Annotated in this window: 18 protein-coding genes; 9 read left to right on the top strand and 9 right to left on the bottom strand. The window is 76.6% G+C overall.

Translation table 11 applies throughout. The features are described from left to right. Window positions 1–179 precede the first annotated feature (179 nt). From ACIQG9_RS09620 to ACIQG9_RS09580, 9 genes are all read right to left on the bottom strand, one after another. Entirely contained in the window at window positions 180–575 is a 396-nt protein-coding gene (locus ACIQG9_RS09620; RefSeq protein WP_400399723.1) for a DUF3040 domain-containing protein, read from the bottom strand. Window positions 576–690: 115 nt separating this feature from the next. After that, the gene (locus ACIQG9_RS09615; protein ID WP_400399721.1) at window positions 691–1,950 is read right to left on the bottom strand and encodes a DNA polymerase IV; all 1,260 of its coding nucleotides are present in this window, start codon (window positions 1,948–1,950) and stop codon (window positions 691–693) included. Window positions 1,951–2,059: 109 nt separating this feature from the next. Beyond that, entirely contained in the window at window positions 2,060–3,199 is a 1,140-nt protein-coding gene (locus tag ACIQG9_RS09610) for an alkaline phosphatase family protein (RefSeq protein ID WP_400399719.1), read from the bottom strand. A 215-nt stretch (window positions 3,200–3,414) separates the two neighbouring features. After that, the gene (locus ACIQG9_RS09605) at window positions 3,415–4,185 is read right to left on the bottom strand and encodes a methyltransferase domain-containing protein (protein WP_400399717.1); all 771 of its coding nucleotides are present in this window, start codon (window positions 4,183–4,185) and stop codon (window positions 3,415–3,417) included. Between the two features lie 40 nt (window positions 4,186–4,225). Beyond that, window positions 4,226–4,405: a hypothetical protein gene (locus tag ACIQG9_RS09600; RefSeq protein ID WP_400399715.1), complete on the bottom strand. Its 180-nt coding sequence runs from the start codon at window positions 4,403–4,405 to the stop codon at window positions 4,226–4,228. A gap of 96 nt (window positions 4,406–4,501) precedes the next feature. Next, complete coding sequence (locus ACIQG9_RS09595) at window positions 4,502–7,894, bottom strand: error-prone DNA polymerase (RefSeq protein ID WP_400399713.1); 3,393 nt, start codon at window positions 7,892–7,894, stop codon at window positions 4,502–4,504. A 93-nt stretch (window positions 7,895–7,987) separates the two neighbouring features. Continuing rightward, window positions 7,988–9,931 (bottom strand): DNA polymerase Y family protein, encoded by a 1,944-nt coding sequence (locus ACIQG9_RS09590; RefSeq protein WP_400399711.1) that lies wholly within the window; start codon window positions 9,929–9,931, stop codon window positions 7,988–7,990. Then, complete coding sequence (locus tag ACIQG9_RS09585) at window positions 9,928–10,770, bottom strand: hypothetical protein (protein ID WP_400399709.1); 843 nt, start codon at window positions 10,768–10,770, stop codon at window positions 9,928–9,930. Before ACIQG9_RS09585 ends, ACIQG9_RS09590 begins: the two co-directional genes overlap by 4 nt. 168 nt (window positions 10,771–10,938) lie before the next feature. After that, window positions 10,939–11,388, bottom strand: coding sequence for an SAV_6107 family HEPN domain-containing protein (locus ACIQG9_RS09580; RefSeq protein WP_400399707.1), 450 nt, complete (start codon window positions 11,386–11,388; stop codon window positions 10,939–10,941). A gap of 501 nt (window positions 11,389–11,889) precedes the next feature. On the opposite strand from ACIQG9_RS09580, the gene ACIQG9_RS09575 reads away from it, so the two are divergent. The 9 genes from ACIQG9_RS09575 to ACIQG9_RS09535 all read left to right on the top strand — a co-directional run bounded on the left by ACIQG9_RS09575 (window position 11,890) and on the right by ACIQG9_RS09535 (window position 19,964). After that, window positions 11,890–13,287 carry a ferric reductase-like transmembrane domain-containing protein gene (locus ACIQG9_RS09575; protein WP_400399705.1) on the top strand — a complete coding sequence of 466 codons (1,398 nt, stop codon included), beginning with the start codon at window positions 11,890–11,892 and terminating at the stop codon, window positions 13,285–13,287. 20 nt (window positions 13,288–13,307) lie between these two features. Then, window positions 13,308–13,793, top strand: coding sequence for an FMN-binding protein (locus ACIQG9_RS09570; protein WP_400399703.1), 486 nt, complete (start codon window positions 13,308–13,310; stop codon window positions 13,791–13,793). An 8-nt stretch (window positions 13,794–13,801) separates the two neighbouring features. Continuing rightward, complete coding sequence (locus tag ACIQG9_RS09565) at window positions 13,802–14,617, top strand: FAD:protein FMN transferase (protein ID WP_400399702.1); 816 nt, start codon at window positions 13,802–13,804, stop codon at window positions 14,615–14,617. A gap of 98 nt (window positions 14,618–14,715) precedes the next feature. Further along, on the top strand, window positions 14,716–15,204 hold the full coding sequence (locus tag ACIQG9_RS09560; protein ID WP_400399700.1) for a YbaK/EbsC family protein: 489 nt from the start codon (window positions 14,716–14,718) through the stop codon (window positions 15,202–15,204). Beyond that, window positions 15,201–15,920: a monooxygenase gene (locus ACIQG9_RS09555; RefSeq protein ID WP_400399698.1), complete on the top strand. Its 720-nt coding sequence runs from the start codon at window positions 15,201–15,203 to the stop codon at window positions 15,918–15,920. The genes ACIQG9_RS09560 and ACIQG9_RS09555 overlap by 4 nt, the downstream gene beginning before the upstream one ends. Window positions 15,921–15,930: 10 nt before the next feature. Beyond that, window positions 15,931–16,500 carry a GNAT family N-acetyltransferase gene (locus tag ACIQG9_RS09550; protein WP_400399696.1) on the top strand — a complete coding sequence of 190 codons (570 nt, stop codon included), beginning with the start codon at window positions 15,931–15,933 and terminating at the stop codon, window positions 16,498–16,500. Beyond that, the gene (locus ACIQG9_RS09545; RefSeq protein ID WP_400399694.1) at window positions 16,497–17,339 is read left to right on the top strand and encodes a carotenoid biosynthesis protein; all 843 of its coding nucleotides are present in this window, start codon (window positions 16,497–16,499) and stop codon (window positions 17,337–17,339) included. The genes ACIQG9_RS09550 and ACIQG9_RS09545 overlap by 4 nt, the downstream gene beginning before the upstream one ends. Further along, entirely contained in the window at window positions 17,336–18,466 is a 1,131-nt protein-coding gene (locus ACIQG9_RS09540; protein ID WP_400399692.1) for a glycosyltransferase, read from the top strand. Before ACIQG9_RS09545 ends, ACIQG9_RS09540 begins: the two co-directional genes overlap by 4 nt. A gap of 10 nt (window positions 18,467–18,476) precedes the next feature. Beyond that, window positions 18,477–19,964 carry a phytoene desaturase family protein gene (locus ACIQG9_RS09535; RefSeq protein WP_400399690.1) on the top strand — a complete coding sequence of 496 codons (1,488 nt, stop codon included), beginning with the start codon at window positions 18,477–18,479 and terminating at the stop codon, window positions 19,962–19,964. Window positions 19,965–20,506 lie beyond the last annotated feature (542 nt).

Genomic DNA, 20,506 nt, shown 5'->3' with positions numbered 1-20,506 from the left:
GGTACGACGGACGTGGCGGTACGACGGACGTGGCGGTACGACGGACGTGGCGGTACGACGGACGTGGCGGTACGACGGACGTGGCGGTACGACGGACGTGGCGGTACGACGGAGGTGGCCAGACCTCGTCCGGCACCGCCGTCGCAGGGGACGCCCGCCACCTCAGCAGTGGACGGGGTTCAGCGATGTCCCTCCGGACGCTGACGCCACCGGTCCTCCATGCGGTCCAGCAGCGACGGCCGACGGCCGCCACGGCCACGCGGGCGACGACGACTCGTCGTACCGCCCACCACGTGCAGGTCCGGTGATTGTGCCCGCCGGTGCGACTGCACGGCGTAACCCAGCGCGGCCAGCATGACGACGAACCCCGCCACTGCCAGCGGCGGAGTCTTGATCACCGCGCCGTAGACCAACAGGGCCAGGCCGACGATAACCACGCCGGCAGCGACGAGCAGGCGACGCCGCGCGTGGAAACGCGGGTCGCTGGCGCGCACGGCCGAGGCGAATTTGGGGTCCTCGGCAAGCGACCGCTCGATCTGCTCGAACAGCCGCTGCTCGTGCTCCGAGAGCGGCACGGCACTCCTCCCCGGTCACGTTGGTCGGCCCGGACGGGCCGACAGACCGTGGCAGCCAACCGGCTGCTTACCGCCAAGTCTACGAGGGGGGTCGCGCGTCGGAAAGCGGGACGACCTACGGCCCGGTGCTAATTTCGCCGCGCCGGGGATCACGCTTGCCGAGCAGACTGGCCGGACCTATGACGGACCGCCCGAATCGGGCAGCCGCGGCGTCGGCTGCCGCTTCCGCCTCCCGCCAGCCCCGCTCGGGCGCGCCGAGGGTGAGCTGCCTCGGCGTGTCGGCCGCCCCGGCCAGGCCCTCCACCCGGACGCCGACCAGCCGGACCGGCTCTCCCGGGTCGAGCGCGGTCCAGAGCGCCCAGGCGGTGTCGAACATCTCGCGGGCCACGTCGGTCGGCACGCCGAGGGTGCGGGACCGGTTGACGGTGCGGAAATCGGACAGTCGTACCTTGAGCGAGATCGTCCGGCCGACCTGGCCGGCCCGGCGCAGCCGGGCACCCACCTTCTCGCTGAGGGCCAGCAACGCCCGGCGGATCTCGCGGGGGTCGACCACGTCGACGTCGAAGGTCATCTCGGCGCCGATCGACTTCTCCACCTGCTCCGGGCTGACCGCGCGGGGGTCGCGCCCCCGGGCCAGCTCGTGCAGGTGGGTCGCGGACGCCACGCCGAGCGCCTTGCGCAGCATCCCGACGGGTGCCTCGGCCAGGTCGCCGATGGTGGCCAGGCCGAGCCGGCGCAGCGTCTCGGCGGACCGCTCCCCCACCCCCCACAGCGCGTCGACCGGCAGCGGGTGGAGGAACTCCAGCACCCGGTCGGCCGGCACCACGAGCAGGCCGTCCGGCTTGGCCCGGGTGGAGCCGAGCTTCGCCACGAACTTGCTGGGCGCCACCCCGACCGAACAGGTCAGCGCCTGCTCCGCCGCCACCCGGGCGCGGATCCGGCGGGCGATGGCGGCCGGCGGGCCGAACAGCCGGCGGGCACCCCGCACGTCGAGGAACGCCTCGTCCAGGGAGAGCGGCTCGACCAGCGGGGTGACGTCCCGGAAGATCCGCATCACCGCACCGGAGGCCGTCTGGTAGGCCGCGAAGTCGGGGGGCAGGTAGACCGCGTGCGGGCAGAGCGCCCGGGCCCGGGCGGTGGGCATGGCGCTGCGGACGCCGTACCGGCGGGCCTGGTAGCTGGCGGAGCTGACCACGCCGCGCGGCCCGATCCCGCCGACCACCACCGGCCGGCCCCGCAGCTCGGGCCGGCGGCGCACCTCGACGGAGGCGAAGAAGGCGTCCATGTCGACGTGCAGGATGGGGCTGGCCGAATCGTCGGCGTCCGGCCCGAAGCGCGGGTCACCGCCGCGCGGCAACGACTGACTCCGACCCATTCCCGCAGGCTAGCCGCCCGGTACGACAGCCTCCCACCCTCACCGTCGACACTCGGGACCAGCTCGACGACCACCGCTGGTGGCCCGGGCGGGCGACTGCCCGGACGACTCAGCCCCGGACCACCAGCAGCGGAACGGTCATCTCCGTCGCGGTGTCCGCCCCGTGGTACGCCACCAGCCGGGACACCGCCGGCGGCTCGGCCCGGGTGGCCAGCACCGCGTACGTGTCGCGGCAGGTCACCACCACGTCGCCGACCCGGCGCAGGTGCTCCTCGCCCACCGGGCCGAACCAGCCGTCGGCCACCACCTGTTCACGGGTACGCACCCGGGCGGCCGGGCCGAGCACCGCCGACCAGGTGGCCACCACGTCGTCCACCGCGCCCGGCACGACGTGCAGGTAGCGCACCCGGGGCTCGCCGGCGACCACCCGGATGCCGGCCCGCAGCCGCAGGTCGGTGTCCAGGTCGAAGCGGTGCGCCGCCGGCACGTCGAGCTGGCCGTGATCGGCGGTGACCAGCAGCGCGGCGTCCGGCGGCAGCCCGTCGACGAGTCGGGCGAGCAGCCCGTCCACCTCGGCGGCGGCGACCCGCCACGGTGTCGAGTCGACCCCGCTGAGGTGGCCGTGCCGGTCCAGGTCGGGGTGGTAGCCGGAGACCAGGGTGGGGCCGGTTCCGGCGGTCAGTGCCGCCAGCATCGTCCGGGCGAGGGCGTCCACCCCGGCGGCGCCCCGGTAGTCGCCGCCCCGGTTGGCGGCCAGGGTCAGCCCGCTGCCGGCGTACTCGGGGCGGCTCACCACGGTCACCGCGACCCCGGCGGCGCGGGCCCGCTGCCACTGGGTGCGTACCGGTTGCCAGCGCAGCGGGTCCGGGTCGCCGTCCCACTCGATGTGGTTGAGCACCCGGTCGGTGCCGGGCACCCGGACGGTGAAGCCGAGCACCCCGTGCGCGCCGGGGGCCGCTCCCGCGCCCAGGGTCACCAGGCTGGTCGGGGTGGTGGAGGGGAAGCCCGAGGTCAGCGGCCGGCCCACCGTCGCGGCCAGCCCGGCCAGGGTCGGGGCGTACCGGGCCGCGGTGGGAATCTGGTACCAGCCGAGGCCGTCGACGAGCAGCACGGCGATCCGGCGCACCCCGGCCAGCCCCGGGGCGAGCCCGAGCAGGTCGACCGCGCCCGGCACGCCCAGCACGGCCAGGGCGCTCGGCAGCACGTCGGCCAGGCTCCCGCCGCCGTAGCGCGGTGGCACGGTGTCCAACGGTCCGACCTGGGCGGCGTGGCGGGTCGCGCCGGTGGCGTCCGCCTCCGCCGCGCCGTCGGGAGCGGAGCCCCGGGCCCGCGCCGGACCCGGCGGATCCGTGGCGGCCGGACCGGGCGGGGTCGTGGCGGCCGGACCGGGCGGGGTCGGGGGTGCCGTAGGGGCCGGACCGGGCGGACCCGTGGGGGCCGGGTGTGGACCGTCCGATCCGGTGGTCATGCCGGGCGGCGGGCGAAGAGGTGCAGTTGGGCGGCGAGATCCCGGTACGGCGAGATCCCGGCCAGCGCCCGTTCCAGCTCGACCAGGGCGCCCGGCTGACCGTCGGCGACGACCGCGGGCAGCAGGTCGGCGAGGACGCGTACCCCGTGGATCTCCTCCACGGCGAGCCCGGCGGCGCGCAGCAGCGCGGCGGCGCCCTCGGCGTCGAAGCGGCGGCGCTGGGTGTCGCGCGGGCCGGCGGAGCCGTCCGGGGCGGCGGCCAGCGCGGCGGCGACGGCCAGGTGGCCGTTCATCGCCCGGCTCAGCACGGCGGCGGCCCGACCGGCGACCAGCACGCTCGCCGCCCCGCCGGGGCGCAGGGCGGTGGCCAGCGCGGACGCCACCGGCGCGGGGTCGTCGACCACCTCCAGCACGGAGTGGCAGAGGACCAGGTCGACGGTGGCCGGCTCGACCAGACCGGACATCGCGTCGCCGTCGCCCTGCACGGCGCGTACCCGGTCGGCGACCCCGGCCTCGGCGGCCCGGCGGGTCAGCGCGGCGAGCGCGTCGGGACTGGCGTCGACCACCGTGACCCGGTGCCCGGCCTGGGCGAGCGGGACGGCGAAACCGCCGGTGCCACCGCCGACGTCGAGCACGGTCAGCTCGGCGCCGGCACGCCGGTCCAGCTCGGCGGCGAGCACCGACCAGATGACAGCGGTACGGGGGGTCAGCGGCGGCCCGGCGAACCGGCCTCGGGTGGTCTGTTCCACCCGGTCGAGCCTAGTCACCCGCGCCACCCGACCCCCCGCTGGCGGTGCCGGCCGGTACTCAGGACTCCCCGCCGCCGGCGGGGTCCTCCTCCGCCCGGGACCGGCGGGTGTTCGCCACCGGCCCCTCGGTCACCTGGTACTCACGCGGTTCGGCGTCCTGGATTGGCGCCCAGCCGGCACCCAGCCGGGTACGTCGGGCGTTCGCCACTCCACCGGTGTACGTGCTGTCCAGCGTCACTGGTCTTCCCCCCTGCCGCGAGCGGGCCACTCTGCCCGCACGTGCCGGAAGTCTCCCGTCTTGCGGCCCGGAAAACCGTAATGTGGATCACTCCGGTCACCGGAAGTCGCGGGACGTGGGCGCCACCGGCGGCGCGATCGCGTCCAACCGGTCGGCGGTGAGGCTGGTGACCCCCTCGTACCGCTGCAACCGGCCACGGACCACGAGTGCGGCGCTGGTGCGGGCGATTCGACGGTAGCGCTGCCACAGCCCCGGGGAGCAAGTGACATTGAGCATCCCGGTCTCGTCCTCCAGGTTGAGGAAGGTGACCCCGCCGGCGGTGGCCGGGCGCTGCCGGTGGGTGACGATCCCGCCGACCCGGATCCGCCGACCCGGCTCCACCCGGCCGAGCCGGGCGATCGGCACCGCGCCCAGGGCGTCCAGCCGGTCCCGGATGAACCGGGCCGGGTGGCTCTCCGGGGACAGGCCGGTGGCCCACACGTCGGCCACGAGGCGGTCCACCGCCTCCATCCCGGGCAGGGTGGGCGCCGCCGCGCCGGTCACCGTGCCGGGCAGCCGGCCCGGCCGGTCCTGGGCCGCCGCCCCGGCGGCCCACAGCGCCTGCCGTCGGGTCAGCCCGAAACAGGCGAAGGCGTCCGCGGTGGCCAGCGCCTCAAGCTGCGCGGCGGTGAGACCCACCCGCCGGGCCAGGTCCGGCATGTCCCGGTACGGCCCGCACGCCGTCCGCTCCGCCTCGATCCGCTCGGCCACCCCGTCGCCGAGGGTACGGACCCCGCCCAGCCCCAGCCGGACGGCCGGCCCGCCCAGCCCCCACTCGTGCGGCGGCTCCCCGGCCCGGCTCCCCCACCGGGTGTGCGGGGTGGACTCCAGCACCGCCTTCGCCCCGCTGGCGTTGACGTCCGGCCGGCGCACCTGCACACCGTGCCGGCGGGCGTCGTCGACCAGGGTCTGCGGCGAGTAGAAGCCCATCGGCTGGGCGTTGAGCAGGGCGGCCAGGAACGGCCCCGGGTGGTAGCGCTTGAGCCAGGAGCTGGCGTACACCAGGTAGGCGAAGCTCATCGCGTGGCTCTCCGGAAAGCCGTAGCTGGCGAACGCGGTGAGCTTGCGGTAGACGTCGTCGGCCAGTTCACCGGTGATGCCCCGCTCGGCCATCCCGGCGTAGAGCCGGTCGGCGAGCTGCGCCATCCGCTGCACCGACCGTTTCGCCCCCATCGCCCGGCGGAGCTGGTCGGCCCCGGCCGCGTCGAAGCCGGCCAGGTCGATGGCGAGCTGCATCAACTGCTCCTGGAACAGCGGCACACCGAGGGTCTTCTCCAGCGCGTTGCGCATCAGCGGGTGCGGGAACGTCACCGGCTCCTGGCCGTTCTTGCGCCGGATGAACGGGTGCACCGAGCCACCCTGGATCGGGCCGGGCCGGATCAGCGCCACCTCCACCACCAGGTCGTAGAACTCGCGCGGCCTGAGCCTCGGCAGGGTGGCCATCTGGGCGCGGCTCTCCACCTGGAACACCCCGACCGAGTCGGCCCGGCAGAGCATCTCGTAGACCTCCGGGTCGTCCAGGGTCATGTCGCCCAGGTCGAGGATCTCGCCGATCATGTCGTAGCCGTAGTGCAGGGCGGAGAGCATGCCCAGGCCGAGCAGGTCGAACTTGACCAGCCCGACGGCGGCGCAGTCGTCCTTGTCCCACTGGAGCACGCTGCGGCCGGGCATCCGGCCCCACTCCACCGGGCACACCTCGATCACCGGCCGGTCGCAGATCACCATGCCGCCGGAGTGGATGCCCAGGTGCCGGGGGAAGGTCTGCAACTCGTTGGCGTACGCCACCACCTGCTCGGGGATGTCCGCCACGTCGACGGCGGCGATCGAACCCCAGCGGTCGATCTGCTTGCTCCAGGCGTCCTGCTGGCCGGGCGAGTAGCCGAACGCCTTCGCCACGTCCCGCACCGCCGACCGGGGCCGGTACGAGATGACGTTGGCGACCTGGGCGGTGTGCTCCCGGCCGTACCGGGCGTAGACGTGCTGGATCACCTCCTCCCGCCGGTCGGACTCGATGTCCACGTCGATGTCGGGCGGCCCGTCCCGCTCCGGGGCGAGGAAGCGTTCGAAGAGCAGCCGGTGCCGGACGGCGTCCACGTTGGTGATCCGCAGCGCGTAGCAGACCGCCGAGTTGGCCGCCGAGCCCCGGCCCTGGCAGTAGATGTCCTGCTGGCGGCAGAACGCGACGATGTCGTAGACCACCAGGAAGTAGCCGGGGAAGCCCAGCTCGTCGATCATCCGCAGCTCGTGTGCCAACTGCCCGTACGCCTCGGGGTGCGCCTCGGGCGGGCCGTAGCGCTCCCGCGCGCCGTCCATGGTCAGCTTGCGCAGCCAGCTCATCTCGGTGTGCCCCGCCGGCACCGGGTACGCCGGCAGCCGCGGCGCGACCAGTTGCAGGTCGAAGGCGAGTTCCGCGCCGAACTCGGCGGCCCGGGCCACCGCCCCCGGGTAGCCGGCGAACCGGGCCGCCATCTCCGCGCCGCTGCGCAGGTGGGCGGTGGCGGCGGCGGGCAGCCAGCCGTCCACCTCGTCCAGGCTGCGCCGGGCCCTGACGGCGGCCACGGTGGTGGCCAGCCGGCGCCGGCCCGGGGTGGCGTAGTGCACGTTGTTGCTGGCGACCGTGGGCAGCCCGGCGGCGGCGGCCAGCTCGGCGAGGGCGTCGTTGCGGTCGGCGTCGACCGGGTGCCCGTGGTCGGTCAGCTCCACCGCCACCGTCTCCGCGCCGAACAACGCGGTGAGCCGGTCCAACTCCCGGGCCGCCGCGTCGACCCCCTCGGTGAGCAGCGCCGCCGGCACGTGCCCCTTGCGGCAGCCGGTCAGCACCAGCACGTGGTCGCGCAGCTCGGCGGCGACCTCCTCCAGCTCCCCGTAGAGCGGACGGCCCTTCTCGCCGCCGCGGAGCTGGGCCCGGGAGATGGTGGCGGCCAGCCGGGCGTACCCCTCGTGGCCATGGGCGAGCAGCAGCAGGTGCCGGCCCCACGGGTCCGGCTCGCCGTTCTGCGGGCCGGGCAGCCCCAACGACAGCTCCGCGCCGAAGACCGTCGGCAGGTGCAGCGCGCGGGCCGCCTCGGCGAACCGGACCACGCCGTAGAACCCGTCGTGGTCGGTGACGGCCAGCGCGGTCAGCCCCAGGCGGGTGGCCTCCTCGGCCAGCTCCTCCGGGTGGCTGGCCCCGTCGAGGAAGCTGAAGTTGGTGTGCGCGTGCAGCTCGGCGTAGGGCACCGTGCCGTCCGGACGGGTCAGCTCCGGCGGCGCGTACTGCTCACGGCTGCGGCTCCAGGCCGGTGAGTCGCCGCCATCGGCGTCGACCGCGAGCGGGTCCACCACGTGCAGGTGCCGCGCCTCCCGCGACCGCCCCCCGGTGGCCCCGTCCCCGGCCCGCCCGCCGCCGGGACGACCGGAGAGCACCCGTTCCAGCTCCGACCACGGCAGCTCGGGATTGTGGAAGCTCACCGGACCGCTCTCCGGTGGAGTGGCGTCGACATCTTGCCGACTCGACTCCGGTCGGGTCGTGGTGCGGTCGGGGTACGGGGTGCGGGGCGGGAGTCAGTCATAGATCGCCTCCACCAGCCACTGACCGGCCTCGACGGCCAACAGCAGGGCGGCCCCGTCGGCGAGGCAGACCTGGAACCGGGCCCGTCGCCTGGCCTCGGCCGGAGCCCACCAGCGCTCGTCCACCGGCCACGGACCGGCCCAGCCGACGATCTTCACCGGGGCGGACGTACCGACGACCAGCCGGGCGGGCGCGGCGCTCACCGCCAGCCGGGCGCTGACCACCACCGGCTCGCCGGCGGCGTCGTGCACGGTCGCGGCGAGCGGGACGGGCAGCACCACGGCCGGCGCTGGCGGGGGCAGCCGCCCCGGCCAGGGCGGGACGGCGTTCCCACCGCGCACGCCCCCGGTGCCAGCCACCCGCCCAGCGCCAGCCACCCGCCCGACGTCGGCGACCTGCCCGACGCCAGCGATTCGTCCGACGTCGGCGACCCGCTCGGCGCCGGCGACCCGACCGGGTGCCGCCCCGACCTGGCCCGGTGCCGCCCCGACCTGGCCCGGTGTCCCCACCGACGAGCCGGCGCGGGCGCTGCCCGGCCGGTCCGGGGCGGGCCCGGCGACAGCAGCCACAGCACACGAAGGGAGCGAGGCACCAGCCACACCCGACGAGGAGAGCGGGCGGCCAGCCGCACCCGTGCCGGCCCGCACGCCGGGCGACGGGACGCCGCCGGGTCGTTCGACGGGCTCGCCCGGCAGGGGTGGCGGGCCGGGCCGGGCGGGCAGCCGCTCGTCCCCCCACGGGACCAGGCGGGTCTGGTCGGCCGGCGACCGGCCGCCGCCCAGTACGGCGGTGACCACCGACTCCGGCCCGAGCATGCCCTGCACCCGACTCAACGCCCGGTGTGCCCGGTCCCGTTCCTCGCCGGCCTCCCCCCACAGGCCGGGTTGCAGCCCCGCGCGGGTCAACAACCCGTCGGGGAGCAGCCGCAGCCGGATGATCCCGGCGGTCGGCCGGGCCGGGCGGGCACCGGCCCGGCCGGTGCTGCCGGAGAGCCAGCCGTCGAGCTGCCAGCGCACCCGGTCGGCGATGGCGGCGGCGGTGAGCAGTCCGTCGTGCCGCCAGACCCGGTGCAGTTCCTGGCCGTGCGCGGTGACCGCCTCGATGCCGAGCCGGGTGCAGGCCAGCCCGTGCCCGGCGAGCCGGTCGTGTAGCTGCTCGGCGAGCACCCGGGCGGCGAAGGCCGCCGCGTCGACCCGGTCGAGGGGATCGTCGTAGTCGGTGGTGACCGCCAGGTCGACCGGGGGTCGCCGGACGGCGAGCGGTCGGTGGTCCCGCCCGGCGGCGAGCCGATGGGCGAGCGCCCCGTCGAAGCCGAACCGGGCCAGTACGTCGCCGGCGGGCAGCGCGGCGAAGTCGCCGAGGGTCCGTACGCCGAGCCGGCGCAGCAGGTCGGCCAGGGCCGGGCGGTCGACCGCCTCGACCGGCAGCCCGGCGAGGAACTCCGGCGTCCCGCCCGGTGCCACCACCTGGCCGGTGCGCGCGGCCAGACCGGCGGCGAAGACCCCGTCGGCGATGCCGACCTGGCTCTCCACCGCGCAGGACTGGGCCACCTGCTCGACGATCCGCTCGGCGGCCGCCTCCTCGCCGCCGAGGTAGCGGGCGGGACCACGGGCGGCGAGCGCGCAGGCCCCGGGGCGGACCACCTCGACCCCGGCAGCGACCTCCTCGACGGCGGCGACGACCGGTTCGAAGGCCCGGACGTCCCGGCCGGGGTCATGGTCGACCACGGTCAGTCGGGGGCAGCGCCCCTGCGCCTCCCGGCGGCGCAGGCCCCGACGTACCCCCTCGGCGCGGGCCTGTTCGGAGCAGGCCACCACCCGGTTGGCGTGCAGCACCGCCACCGGGCCGGTGGCGGGCACCCCGTCGACGATCTCGGCGGCGAGCACCGGCCAGTCCGGGCACCAGAGCAGCAGGGTGCGTACCGGCGCGCCGGTCACGCCGGCCCGACCACGGTGAGCGCACCCGGCCGGGACCCGACGGCCGGTACGGACGAGGCGACCGACGCCACCGGACGGACCGGCCCGGACGAGGTGACCGGCGGGACCGGACGGGACCGGACGGCGGCAGCGCGGGCCCTGGCGGGAACGGCACCGACCACGGTGGGGGTGGGCCGGGGGATGACCCGGGTGAGGGCATCGCCGGGCAGCCAGACCTTGACCTCCTTCGGGCGGGCCGCAGCCCCGCGCCCGCGCGCCGACACGGTGACCTCACGGCGGCGCAGCCGCCCCCGACCGGGGCCGAGCCCCTCCCAGACTCCCCGGGTCACCTGGAGGGTGACGTCCGCACCGGTCCACCGGCCGTACGGGACGAGCACGCAGCCCCGCTGCCGGGCGCGGGCGGCCAGCCGGTCGGCCACCGACGCGGAGACGCTGTGCGGCACGGCGGTCACCACCACGTCGACCCCGTCGATCAGCGCGGCGACCACGGTGGGCCACTCCGGACCGGGATGGGGCACCAGGGCCAGCCGGTCGAGGGCGATGCCGACCTCGGCGGCGGCGCCGGCCCCGAAGGTGGGCACCCCGACCACCGCGCACCAGGAACCGGCCCGGGACGCCTCGGCGAGCAGCGCCAGCACCAGGGAGGTGCCGCCGCTGTGCCGGGGCTGGCCGGTGGAGACCGCGATCGTGCTGCCCCGGCGCAGCCCCCGGTGGGGCAGCAGGCCGGTCAGTTCGGGGGCCACCGGGAGCAGCCGGTGACCGCCCGCCGGATCCGGCGCGCTCGCCGGGCGCACCAGACCGGCCAGTGCGGCGGTACCGACCACCATGCGGCCCGCCATCGGACCAACCCCCCGTCGTGTCGTTGCTGGATCAGGTGCCCGCCGTGAGCGGACGGAGCTGGCGTCCGGGCCCGCGCGGGCAGTCGTGAGCTGCCGGGCGAGCCCGGCGGGTAGTGGCCCAGGTGCCGGGCCGGCGGTGGTGTCGGCGAGGACCCGGGCGTGCCCGGGTCAGGCGGCGAGGCCGTCGAGGGTGGGTTGGTGGGCGAGCCCGAGCGCGGTCTCCACCACCGCCACGAACTGCCCGGCGGCCCGGAGCAGGTCGTCGGCCTCCCGGGCGCTCACCACCCGGGGTATGCCGGCTTCGGCGGCGGCGCGCTTGCCGGCGCCGGCGGCGAAGTAGCGGGACCACTCGTCCAACTCGGGGGCGACCGTGGTGAGCAGCACCCAGACGCTGGTGATCCGGTGCCGGCGGGCGGGCGCGGGCCGGGCGCGGGCGGCGAGCAGGGCGGCGGCGGCGCGCAGCGCGGCCAGGTGGGCGGCGGCGTAGCGCAGCCCGTCGGGGCGGGTCTGGGCGGCCTCGGCCAGCCCGTGCCGGGCGACCGCGAGGAGTTGGGCCGGGGTGCGGTGCGGCAGCACGTGCGCGGGCACCGTCGGTGCCTGGGCCGGGTTGGTCGGCATGACTGTCTCCTCCGCGTGACCGGGTCGGGCGCGGCGCGCGGCGGAGGGATCCACCGGCGGCACGCCCGGGACGGGTGGTGCGGAGGAAGACGCACCGGGTGGAGGCCGGCCGGGTGTGGACGCTTCCCCACACCACACCCGGCCGGCGAACCGGCGGGTTCGTCGCCCGCTGCCCGGGGGTCGTGGGCGGCGGGCGACGACCTGCCTTGACGGGACCGGGCTCGCGACTGCCCGGAACCACGGTGCGGTCCGCGAAACCGCACCTCCCCGGGCCGGTGCCGCGAAACACCACTCCCGGGCGTTGGAACGGGTGTGCGACCGAATCGAACACTCGTTCTAACTGCCCTGACAGTACACCCTGCCTCCGACGAAAACGCAACGTGTGGCGGACGGCGTGCCGCGCCGATTCTCAGCCCACGCACAGCGACGGCAAAGGGTGGCCCGAGTTCGTCCCCGCAGGGTGGAGCCTGTGAGAGAACGAGCCGCCGAGACGGCCCTCGGATGAGCGCCACCGTCCTGGACCGGCGTACCCCGCACCGGCCGCTGCCCACCGCGCCCGGCTGGTGGGCCGACGTCGCCGGCGGCGCGGCCGTGCTCAGCCTGCTGGTCGTCACCGCGCTCTGGACCGCCGACCGGGGGGTGCAGGAGCTGCTCTCCGGAGCGGCCACCGGTCTCACCTCCGCCGGCCGGCTCACCGGCCTGCTCAGCGCCGACCTGATGCTCATCCAGGTGGTGCTGATGGCCCGGGTGCCGCTGGTCGAACGGCGCTTCGGCCAGGACCGAATCGCCCGCTGGCACCGCCTCGCCGGCTTCACCTCCTTCCACCTGCTGCTGACCCACGTGCTGCTGACCACCCTCGGTTACGCCGGCACCGCCCGGGAGAACGTGGTCACCGAGGCGTGGCTGCTGGTCACCGAGTACCCCGGGATGCTGCTGGCCACCGCCGCGCTGGCCCTGCTGGTGCTGGTCGTGGTCACCTCGATCCGGGCCGCCCGCCGCCGGCTGCGCTACGAGTCCTGGCACCTGCTGCACCTGTACGCGTACCTGGGGATCGGGCTGGCGCTGCCGCACCAGCTCTGGACCGGCGCGGACTTCGTCTCGTCGACCGCCGCCCGGGCGTACTGGTGGACGGCGTACCTGGCGGCGCTGGGCAGCGTGCTGGTGTTCCGGCTCGGCCTGCCGGCGTACCGCTCGCTGCGGCACCGGGTCGAGGTCGCCGCGGTGGTCCCCGAGGCGCCCGGGGTCACCTCGGTCTGGCTGCGCGGCCGGGACCTGCACCGGCTGCCGGTCCGGGCCGGACAGTTCTTCGGCTGGCGGTTCCTCACCGGACCCGGCTGGTCCCGGGCACACCCGTACTCGCTGTCCGCGCCGCCGTCGGGCGACCTGATGCGGATCACCGTCAAGGACCTCGGCGACGACAGCTCCCGGGTGGCCGCCCTGCGACCGGGCACCCGGGTGCTGCTGGAGGGGCCGTACGGGCGGCTGACCGGGGAGCACTGGCGCGGCGGCGGGATCACCCTGCTCGCCTGCGGCGTCGGCATCACCCCGCTGCTGGCCCTGCTCTGGGAGCTGCCGTACGCCCCCGGGCAGGCGGTGCTGCTCTACCGCGCGCGTACCCCGCAGGAGCTGGCCTTCCGGGCGGAGCTGGAGCGGCTCGCGGCGGAGCGCGGCGTGCTGGTCCACTACCTGGTCGGCCCGCGTGGGCGGCGACCGGCCTGGCTGCCCGCGTACGCGGAGGGGCTGGCCGACGCCGAGGCGCTGCGCCGGCTCTCCCCCGACATCGCCACCCACGACGTCTACCTGTGCGGCCCGGACGGCTGGATCGACGCGGCGCGGGCCGCCACCCGGGCCGCCGGGGTGCCCGACCGGCACACCCATCACGAACGTTTCGCCTGGTGACGGGCGGTAGAGGAGGATCCATGCGACGGATCACCGGCTGGCTGCTCGGCACGGTGGCCACCCTGGTCCTGCTGTTCAGCTACAAGACCAGCACCATGGGTGCCGGCGGGGAGACCAGCGCCGTCGCGGCCGGCGGCGACCGCGGCGGCGCGAGCGTCGGCTCCGGGGGTACGTCCGCCGACCAGGGCACCCCGTCGGACGGCTCCGGCTCGGCGAACGGCGGCAGCGGCGGCAGCTACGACGGGTCGGTGGCGCACACCCGGTGGGGGCCGGTGCAGGTCCGGATCACCGTGGCCGGCGGGAGGATCACCGACGTCAGCGCACTCCAGGTGCCCGACGGCAACTTCCGGGACCAGCAGATCAACGACTACGCGGTGCCCATCCTGCGGCAGGCGGCGCTCACCGCGCAGAGCGCCCGGATCGACACCGTCTCCGGGGCGACCGTCACCAGTGACGGCTACCGCGAATCCCTCCAGGCCGCCATCGACGCGGCACACCTGAAGTGAGCCCGACGATGAACCTGGCGGCGGAGCTGGACCGGCGGGCCTGGGTGGTGCAGGTGATGGGGCTGCCGGTGAGCGTGCACCTGCGCGGCCCGGACGTGCACGACGACGCGGTCGCCGCCCGGGTGGAACGGGTCTTCGCCGAGCTGCGCGCGGTCGACGCGACGTTCAGCACGTACCGGCCGGACAGCGAGATCGGGCGGCTGGCCGGCCGGTCACCCGACCCGGCCACCGCCGGCCCGCTGGTCCGCGAGGTGGTGGAGCTGTGCGACCTGGCCCGGGTGCGCACCGGCGGCCGGTTCGACGCGCGCCGGTTGCCGCTGCCCACCGGCGGCGCCGGGTACGACCCGTCCGGGCTGGTCAAGGCGTGGGCGGTGCAGCGGGCGGCCGGCTGGCTGGCCGACCTGTCGGGACACGACCTGTGCCTCAACGCCGGCGGGGACGTGCTGCTGCACGCCGGGGCGGACCGGCCGGCCTGGCGAGTCGGCATCGAGGACCCGGACCGCCCGGGCCGGCTGCTGGACGCGCTGGACCGGCGCGACGGCGCGGTCGCCACCTCCGGCACCGCCCGACGCGGGGCACACATCGTGGACCCGCGCACCGGACGGCCGGCGACCGCGCTGCGGTCGGTCACCGTGGTCGGGCCGGAACTGCTCTGGGCCGACGTGTACGCCACCGCCGCGATGACCCGCGACGCCGACGACGCGCTGGCCTGGCTGACCGGCCTGGCCGGCCACGAGGCGCTGCTGGTGGCCGCCGATGGTCGGGTCCGGGCCACCCCGGACTGGCCCGGCGACCGACCGGCGACGCGGACCCGCGCCGGATAGTCGGACCGGACCGCCGGCCCCGCCTGGCCGAGTGGGCCGGGCCGGACCCGGCGTGGCCGGGTGCGGGCCGCCGGGGCGTACCGGAGACAATGGAGCACATGCAGTCACACCCGAACGTGCAGGCGGTGCAGCGGGCGCTCGACGAGGCGGGCGCGCACGACGGTTCCGGCGCGGCCAGCCAGGTCCACCTGCTGCCCGAGGCGGCGCACACCGCCGCCGCGGCGGCCGGGGCGCTCGGCGTCGACGTCGGCGCCATCGCCAACTCCCTCGTCTTCGAGGCCGACGGCGCCCCGCTGCTGGTGCTCACCTCCGGCGCGCACCGGGTGGACACCGCCGGCCTGGCCGCCTCGCTCGGGGTGACCCGGCTACGCCGGGCCAGCCCCGACTTCGTCAGGGAGCACACCGGCCAGGTGATCGGCGGGGTCTCCCCGGTCGGGCACCCCGGGCCGCTGCGCACCCTGGTCGACACCGCCCTGACCGGGTACGACGAGGTGTGGGCCGCCGGTGGGGTGCCCCAGGCGGTCTTCCCCACCACGTACGCGGAGCTGCTGCGGATCACCGGCGGCACGGCGGCAGAAGTGGCGTGAACACCACCCCGGAACTGGTCACCCTGCACGTCTGGCGGATCCCCCGGACCGCCGTCGGCCGGGCGCTGGCCCGGATGGCACGGCATCCGCGTCACCTGCGGCGCACCCCCGGCGTACGGTTCGGCAAGCTGCTCGGCACCGGGACCGGCACCGGCTTCGGCCCCGGTGACGCCGACCTGACCCGGTGGGCCGCCCTGGTGGTGTGGGACTCCCCCGCCCTGGCGGCCGGCTTCGACGGCTCGCCGGTGGGCCGGTCCTGGGCCCGCATCGCCCACTCGTCGGCCCGGCTGGAGCTGCGCCCGGTGACCAGCCGGGGCGAGTGGTCCGGCCGGCGTCCGTTCGGCGAGCCGGCGGGCGGCCGGGTCGACGGGCCGGTGCTGGCGCTGACCCGGGCCCGGCTGCGTCCGCGCCGCGCGGTCACCTTCTGGAAGGCGGTCCCGCCGGTCGCCGCCGCGCTGCGCGCCGCGCCGGGGCTGCTCGCCCGGTTCGGCGTCGGCGAGGCCCCGCTGGGCTGGCAGGGCACGGTCAGCGTGTGGCGTCACCCGACGGACCTCGTGGCGTTCGCGTACCGTCACCCGGAGCATCGGGCGGCGATCACCCGCACCCCCACCGAGGGGTGGTACGCGGAGGAGCTCTTCGCCCGCTTCGAGGTGCGCGACGTGGTCGGCGACCGGTCGGTGCTGGGATGGGTCGCCGACGGTGACCCGCAACCGTGAGAGGACACGCATGAGGTTGGTGCGGTGGACGCCGGAGGATCTCGTCCGGCGGCTCGACGACGTGGTCGCCGTCTACGGGGAGGCGATGGGCTACCGCACCGACCTGCTGGAGGCCCGGCGCGGCTACATCGCCACCCACACCCGACGGCCCGGGTTCCGCGCCGTCGCCAGCCTCACCACCGAGGGCCACCTGGCCGGTTTCGGGTACGGCTACCTCGGCGCGGCCGGGCAGTGGTGGCACGACCAGGTCCACCGGGCGCTGACCCCGGACGCCCGGCGGCGCTGGCTCACCGACTGCTTCGAGGTCGTCGAGTTGCACGTCCGACCGCCCGCGCAGGGGCACGGCCTGGGCGGCCGGCAGCTCACCGCCCTGCTCACCCTCGCCGAGGGGACGACCACCCTGCTGTCCACCCCCGAGGCCGACGAGCGGACGTCCCGGGCCTGGCGGCTGTACCGGCGGTTCGGCTTCGTCGACGTGCTGCGGCACTTCCACTTCCCCGGCGACGAGCGGCCGTTCGGGGTGCTCGGCCGGGACCTGCCGCTGGTCGCCCCCGACCCGCCGGGTCCGGCCGCGCCGTGACCCGCCGGCACGTCCCCTGGGCGCTGCTGGCCGTCCTGGTCCTCGCCCAGATCTGCTATCCGCTCACCGGCGGCACCACCCGGGCCCGGCTGACCGTCGCCACGGTCGTCCTCGGCTACCTGCTCTCCGTCGGCCACGCGCTGCTCAGCCGGGGTCCGCGTACGGCGGCGGCGCTGGTCGCGGTCGCCACCGGAGGCGGGTTCGCGATCGAGGCGCTGGGGGTGGCCACCGGATTCCCGTTCGGCAGCTACGACTACTCGGGCGAGCTGGGGCCGAAGCTGGCCGGGGTGCCGCTGATCATCCCGCTCGCCTGGACCTGGATGGCCTGGCCGGCCTGGCTGGCGGCCGTCCGGCTGACCACGCCCGGTCGCCGGGCAGCCGACGACGGGTGGGGCCGGCGCGTCGGGCGGATCGCGTTGGCCGCCGTCGGGCTGGCCGGCTGGGACCTCTTCCTCGACCCGCAGATGGTGGCCGAGGGGTACTGGGTGTGGCGGGGCGCCACCCCGGCACTACCCGGGTTGCCCGGCGTCCCGGTCAGCAACTACCTGGGCTGGCTGCTCTTCGCGGTGCTGCTGATGGCCGCGCTGCGCCCGCTGGCCGGGCCGGCCGTCGCGGTCACCGACGGTCGTGACGACCCGATGTTCGCGCTCTACCTCTGGACGTACCTCTCCAGCGTGCTGGCCCACGCCGTGTTCCTCCGGCTGCCCGCCTCGGCCGCCTGGGGCGCGGCCGGCATGGCGCTGGCGGCGGTGCCGCTGGCGGTGACGCTGCTCCGCGCCCGCCGGCACCACGCCGTCCGGCCGGCACCGGACCGGCCCGGCGTCGACGCGCCGGCATGACCGTCGCCGCCCTCGTCCTGGCCGTCGCGGTGGTCGTGCTGACCGCGCACACCTGGGTCAACGCCGGCCGCTGGCTGCGCCGGCCCACCGGCGGGCCGGTCGCCGTCACCGAGCCGGTGGCGGTGCTGCTGCCGCTGCGCGACGAGGCGGACCGGCTCACCCCGTGCCTACGCGCGCTGCTCGCCCAGCAGGGCGTTCCGGGGCTGCGGATCGTGGTGCTCGACGACGGCTCGACCGACGGCACCGCCGAGCTGGTCCGCGCGGTGGCCGGCGACGACCCCCGGGTCACCCTGCTCAGCGGGGTCGCACCGCCGCCGGGCTGGCTGGGCAAGCCGTACGCCTGCCACCAGCTCGCCGGCCGGGCCGATCCGGCCGCCACCGCGCTCGCCTTCGTCGACGCGGACGTGGTGCTCACCCCGTACGCGGTCGCGGCGGCGGTGACCGAGCTGCGCGCGGCCGGGGTGACGCTGCTGTCGGCGTACCCGAGGATTCTGGTGCGGACGGCGGCCGACCGGCTGGTGCAGCCGCTGTTGCAGTGGTTGTGGCTGACCTTCCTGCCGCTGCGCGCGATGGAACGCTCGGCGCGGCCGTCGCTGGCCGCCGCCGGCGGGCAGTTCCTGGTGGTGGACCGGGCCGGGTACGCGCGGGCCGGCGGACACGCGGCGGTCGCCGACCAGGTGCTGGAGGACATCGGGCTGGCCCGCGCGGTCAAGCGCTCCGGCGGGCGGATCGCCCTCGCCGACGGTTCCCGGCTGGCCGCCTGCCGGATGTACGAGACCTGGCCGCAGCTACGCGACGGCTACACCAAGTCGCTCTGGGCCACCTTCGGCCATCCGGGCGCCGCCGCGACGGTGGTGACCCTGCTGCTCCTGCTCTACACCGCGCCGCCGCTGGTCACCGTGGTGGCACTGGCGGCCGGCGCGCCGGTGGTGGCCGGGCTCGCCGCGGCGGCGTACGCGGCGGGGGTCGCCGGGCGGGTGCGCAGCGCCCGGGCCACCGGCGGACGGGCCTGGCCCGACGCGCTGGCACACCCCGTGTCGGTCGTGGTCCTCGGTTGGTTGACCCTGCGGTCGTACCATCTGCGGAAGCGGCGACGCCTGTCCTGGCGTGGTCGTCCGGTCAGCTAGGAGGACGGGCATGGCGCGGATCGTGGTCATCGGCGCCGGCGTGGGCGGGCTGGCCACCGCCGCCCGGCTGGCCGTCACCGGGCACCAGGTGACCGTCTTCGAACGGTCCGGCACCGTCGGCGGCAAGCTCGGCCGGTACGTCCACCACACCACGGCGGGCACGTTCCACTTCGACACCGGGCCGAGCCTGCTCACCCTGCCGCAGGTCTTCCACGACCTGTTCGAGGCGACCGGGGCGAAGCTCGACGAGTACCTGGACCTGACCCCGCTGGACCCGATCGTGCGGCACGTCTTCCCCGGCGGGGGGCCGACCCTCGACTCGTGCGCCGACCCGGACGAGTTCGTCGCCCGGATCGGCGCGGCGCTGGGCGGCCGGTCCGCCGCCGACTGGCAGCGGCTGTGGCGGCGGGCCGCCCGGGTCTGGGCAGCCTCGCACCGGGACATCCTGCGCCGTCCCGTCGACTCCCCCCGCGACCTGGCCGCGTTGGCCTGGCGGCTGGGCGACCTGGCCGCCATCGGCCCCGGCCGCACCCTGCGCGGGCTGGGCCGCAGCCACCTGTCCGACCCCCGGCTGCGGATGCTGCTCGACCGGTACGCCACCTACACCGGCGCCGACCCGCGCCGCGCCCCGGCCGCGCTGGTCGCCGTCCCCTACGCCGAGCTGACCTTCGGCGGCTGGTACCTGCGCGGCGGGCTGGGCACCCTCGCCGACGCGCTGCTGTCGCGCTGCCTGGACCTGGGCGTGACGGTGCGCACCGGGGAGACGGTCACCCGGATCGACGCCGCCGGCGGCCGGGTCCACGGGGTACGCCTGGCCGGCGTCGCCGCACCCGTACCCGCCGACGTGGTGGTCGCCAACGCCGACGCGCTCACCGTCTACCGGGACCTGCTGCCCCACCCGCGCCGGCTGGCCGGGCTGACCGACCGCAGCCTGGCCGGGTTCGTGCTGCTGCTCGGGGTACGCGGCGACTCCGGGCTGGCCCACCACAACGTCTTCTTCCCCGGCGACCACGACGCCGAGTTCGACGCCGTCTTCGGCGACCCGGGGCGCGGGATCCGGGCCCGGCCGGCACCCGACCCGACGGTCTTCGTCACCGTCGCCGACGACCCGACAATCCGTCCGGACGGGCACGAGGCGTGGTTCGTGCTGGTCAACGCCGCCCGCCACGGCACCGCCACCGGCGCCGTGGACTGGCGCCGGCCGGGGCTCGCCGACAGGTACGCCGACCGGATCCTCGACGTGCTCGCCGAGCGGGGCGTGGACGTACGGGACCGGCTGATGTTCCGGGAGATCCGCACCCCGGCCGACCTGGACGCGGCCACCGCCGCACCCGGCGGGTCGATCTACGGCACGGCCGGCGGCCTGCTCCGCCCGGCGAACCGGGGCCCGGCCCACGGGCTGTGGCTGGTCGGCGGCTCCAGCCACCCGGGCGGCGGGCTACCCATGGTCGCCATGTCGGCACAGATCGTCGCCGACGAGATCGGCCCCGCCTGGTAAACCCGGTCAGGTCGGGGCCGGCCCGGGGGTCGGGGCCGGGCCAGGCCAGGTCGGGCCAGGGTAGGGCCGGGCCGGGCCGGGCCGGGCCGGGGCCGGGCCAGGCCAGGGCCGGGCCAGGGCCGGGCCAGGGCCGGGCCAGGCCAGGGCCGGGCCAGGCCAGGGCCGGGCCAGGCCAGGGCCGGGCCAGGGCCGGGCCAGGGCCGGGCCAGGCCAGGTCGGGCCAGGCCAGGTCGGGCCAGGTCGGGCCAGGCCAGGTCGGGCCAGGTCGGGCCAGGCCAGGTCGGGCCGGGCCAGGTCGGGGCCCGGGCCGGGCCAGGTCGGGGCCGGGTCGGGCCAGGTCGGGGCCGGGTCGGGTCGGGATCGGGCCAGGTCGGGGCCGGGCCGGCAGCTATATCGGCGAAGTGGCGGTATTCGATCCCCGGGACACCGCCACTTCGCCGACATTGAGTCGATCATCGCCATCGGCGCTGGGTGGCGGGAGTGCACGGACCGGAGCGGAACGCGCGAGCGGAAGCGCAGTGCGCGAGCGCGGGCGGAGTACG

It is taken from the genome of Micromonospora sp. NPDC092111, assembly GCF_044755745.1.
Taxonomy (GTDB): Bacteria; Actinomycetota; Actinomycetes; order Mycobacteriales; family Micromonosporaceae; genus Micromonospora.
Note: the sequence above shows the minus strand (reverse complement) of the source record. Positions and strands in the feature narration are given on the sequence as shown.

Bases quoted from the DNA above. Each gene is read 5' to 3' on its own strand.
- ACIQG9_RS09585 (WP_400399709.1), bottom strand. From the start codon at position 10,770: ATGGCGGGCCGCATGGTGGTCGGTACCGCCGCACTGGCCGGTCTGGTG.
- ACIQG9_RS09565 (WP_400399702.1), top strand. From the start codon at position 13,802: ATGAACCTGGCGGCGGAGCTGGACCGGCGGGCCTGGGTGGTGCAGGTG.
- ACIQG9_RS09575 (WP_400399705.1), top strand. From the start codon at position 11,890: ATGAGCGCCACCGTCCTGGACCGGCGTACCCCGCACCGGCCGCTGCCC.
- ACIQG9_RS09580 (WP_400399707.1), bottom strand. From the start codon at position 11,388: ATGCCGACCAACCCGGCCCAGGCACCGACGGTGCCCGCGCACGTGCTG.
- ACIQG9_RS09535 (WP_400399690.1), top strand. From the start codon at position 18,477: ATGGCGCGGATCGTGGTCATCGGCGCCGGCGTGGGCGGGCTGGCCACC.
- ACIQG9_RS09560 (WP_400399700.1), top strand. From the start codon at position 14,716: ATGCAGTCACACCCGAACGTGCAGGCGGTGCAGCGGGCGCTCGACGAG.
- ACIQG9_RS09540 (WP_400399692.1), top strand. From the start codon at position 17,336: ATGACCGTCGCCGCCCTCGTCCTGGCCGTCGCGGTGGTCGTGCTGACC.
- ACIQG9_RS09570 (WP_400399703.1), top strand. From the start codon at position 13,308: ATGCGACGGATCACCGGCTGGCTGCTCGGCACGGTGGCCACCCTGGTC.
- ACIQG9_RS09550 (WP_400399696.1), top strand. From the start codon at position 15,931: ATGAGGTTGGTGCGGTGGACGCCGGAGGATCTCGTCCGGCGGCTCGAC.
- ACIQG9_RS09615 (WP_400399721.1), bottom strand. From the start codon at position 1,950: ATGGGTCGGAGTCAGTCGTTGCCGCGCGGCGGTGACCCGCGCTTCGGG.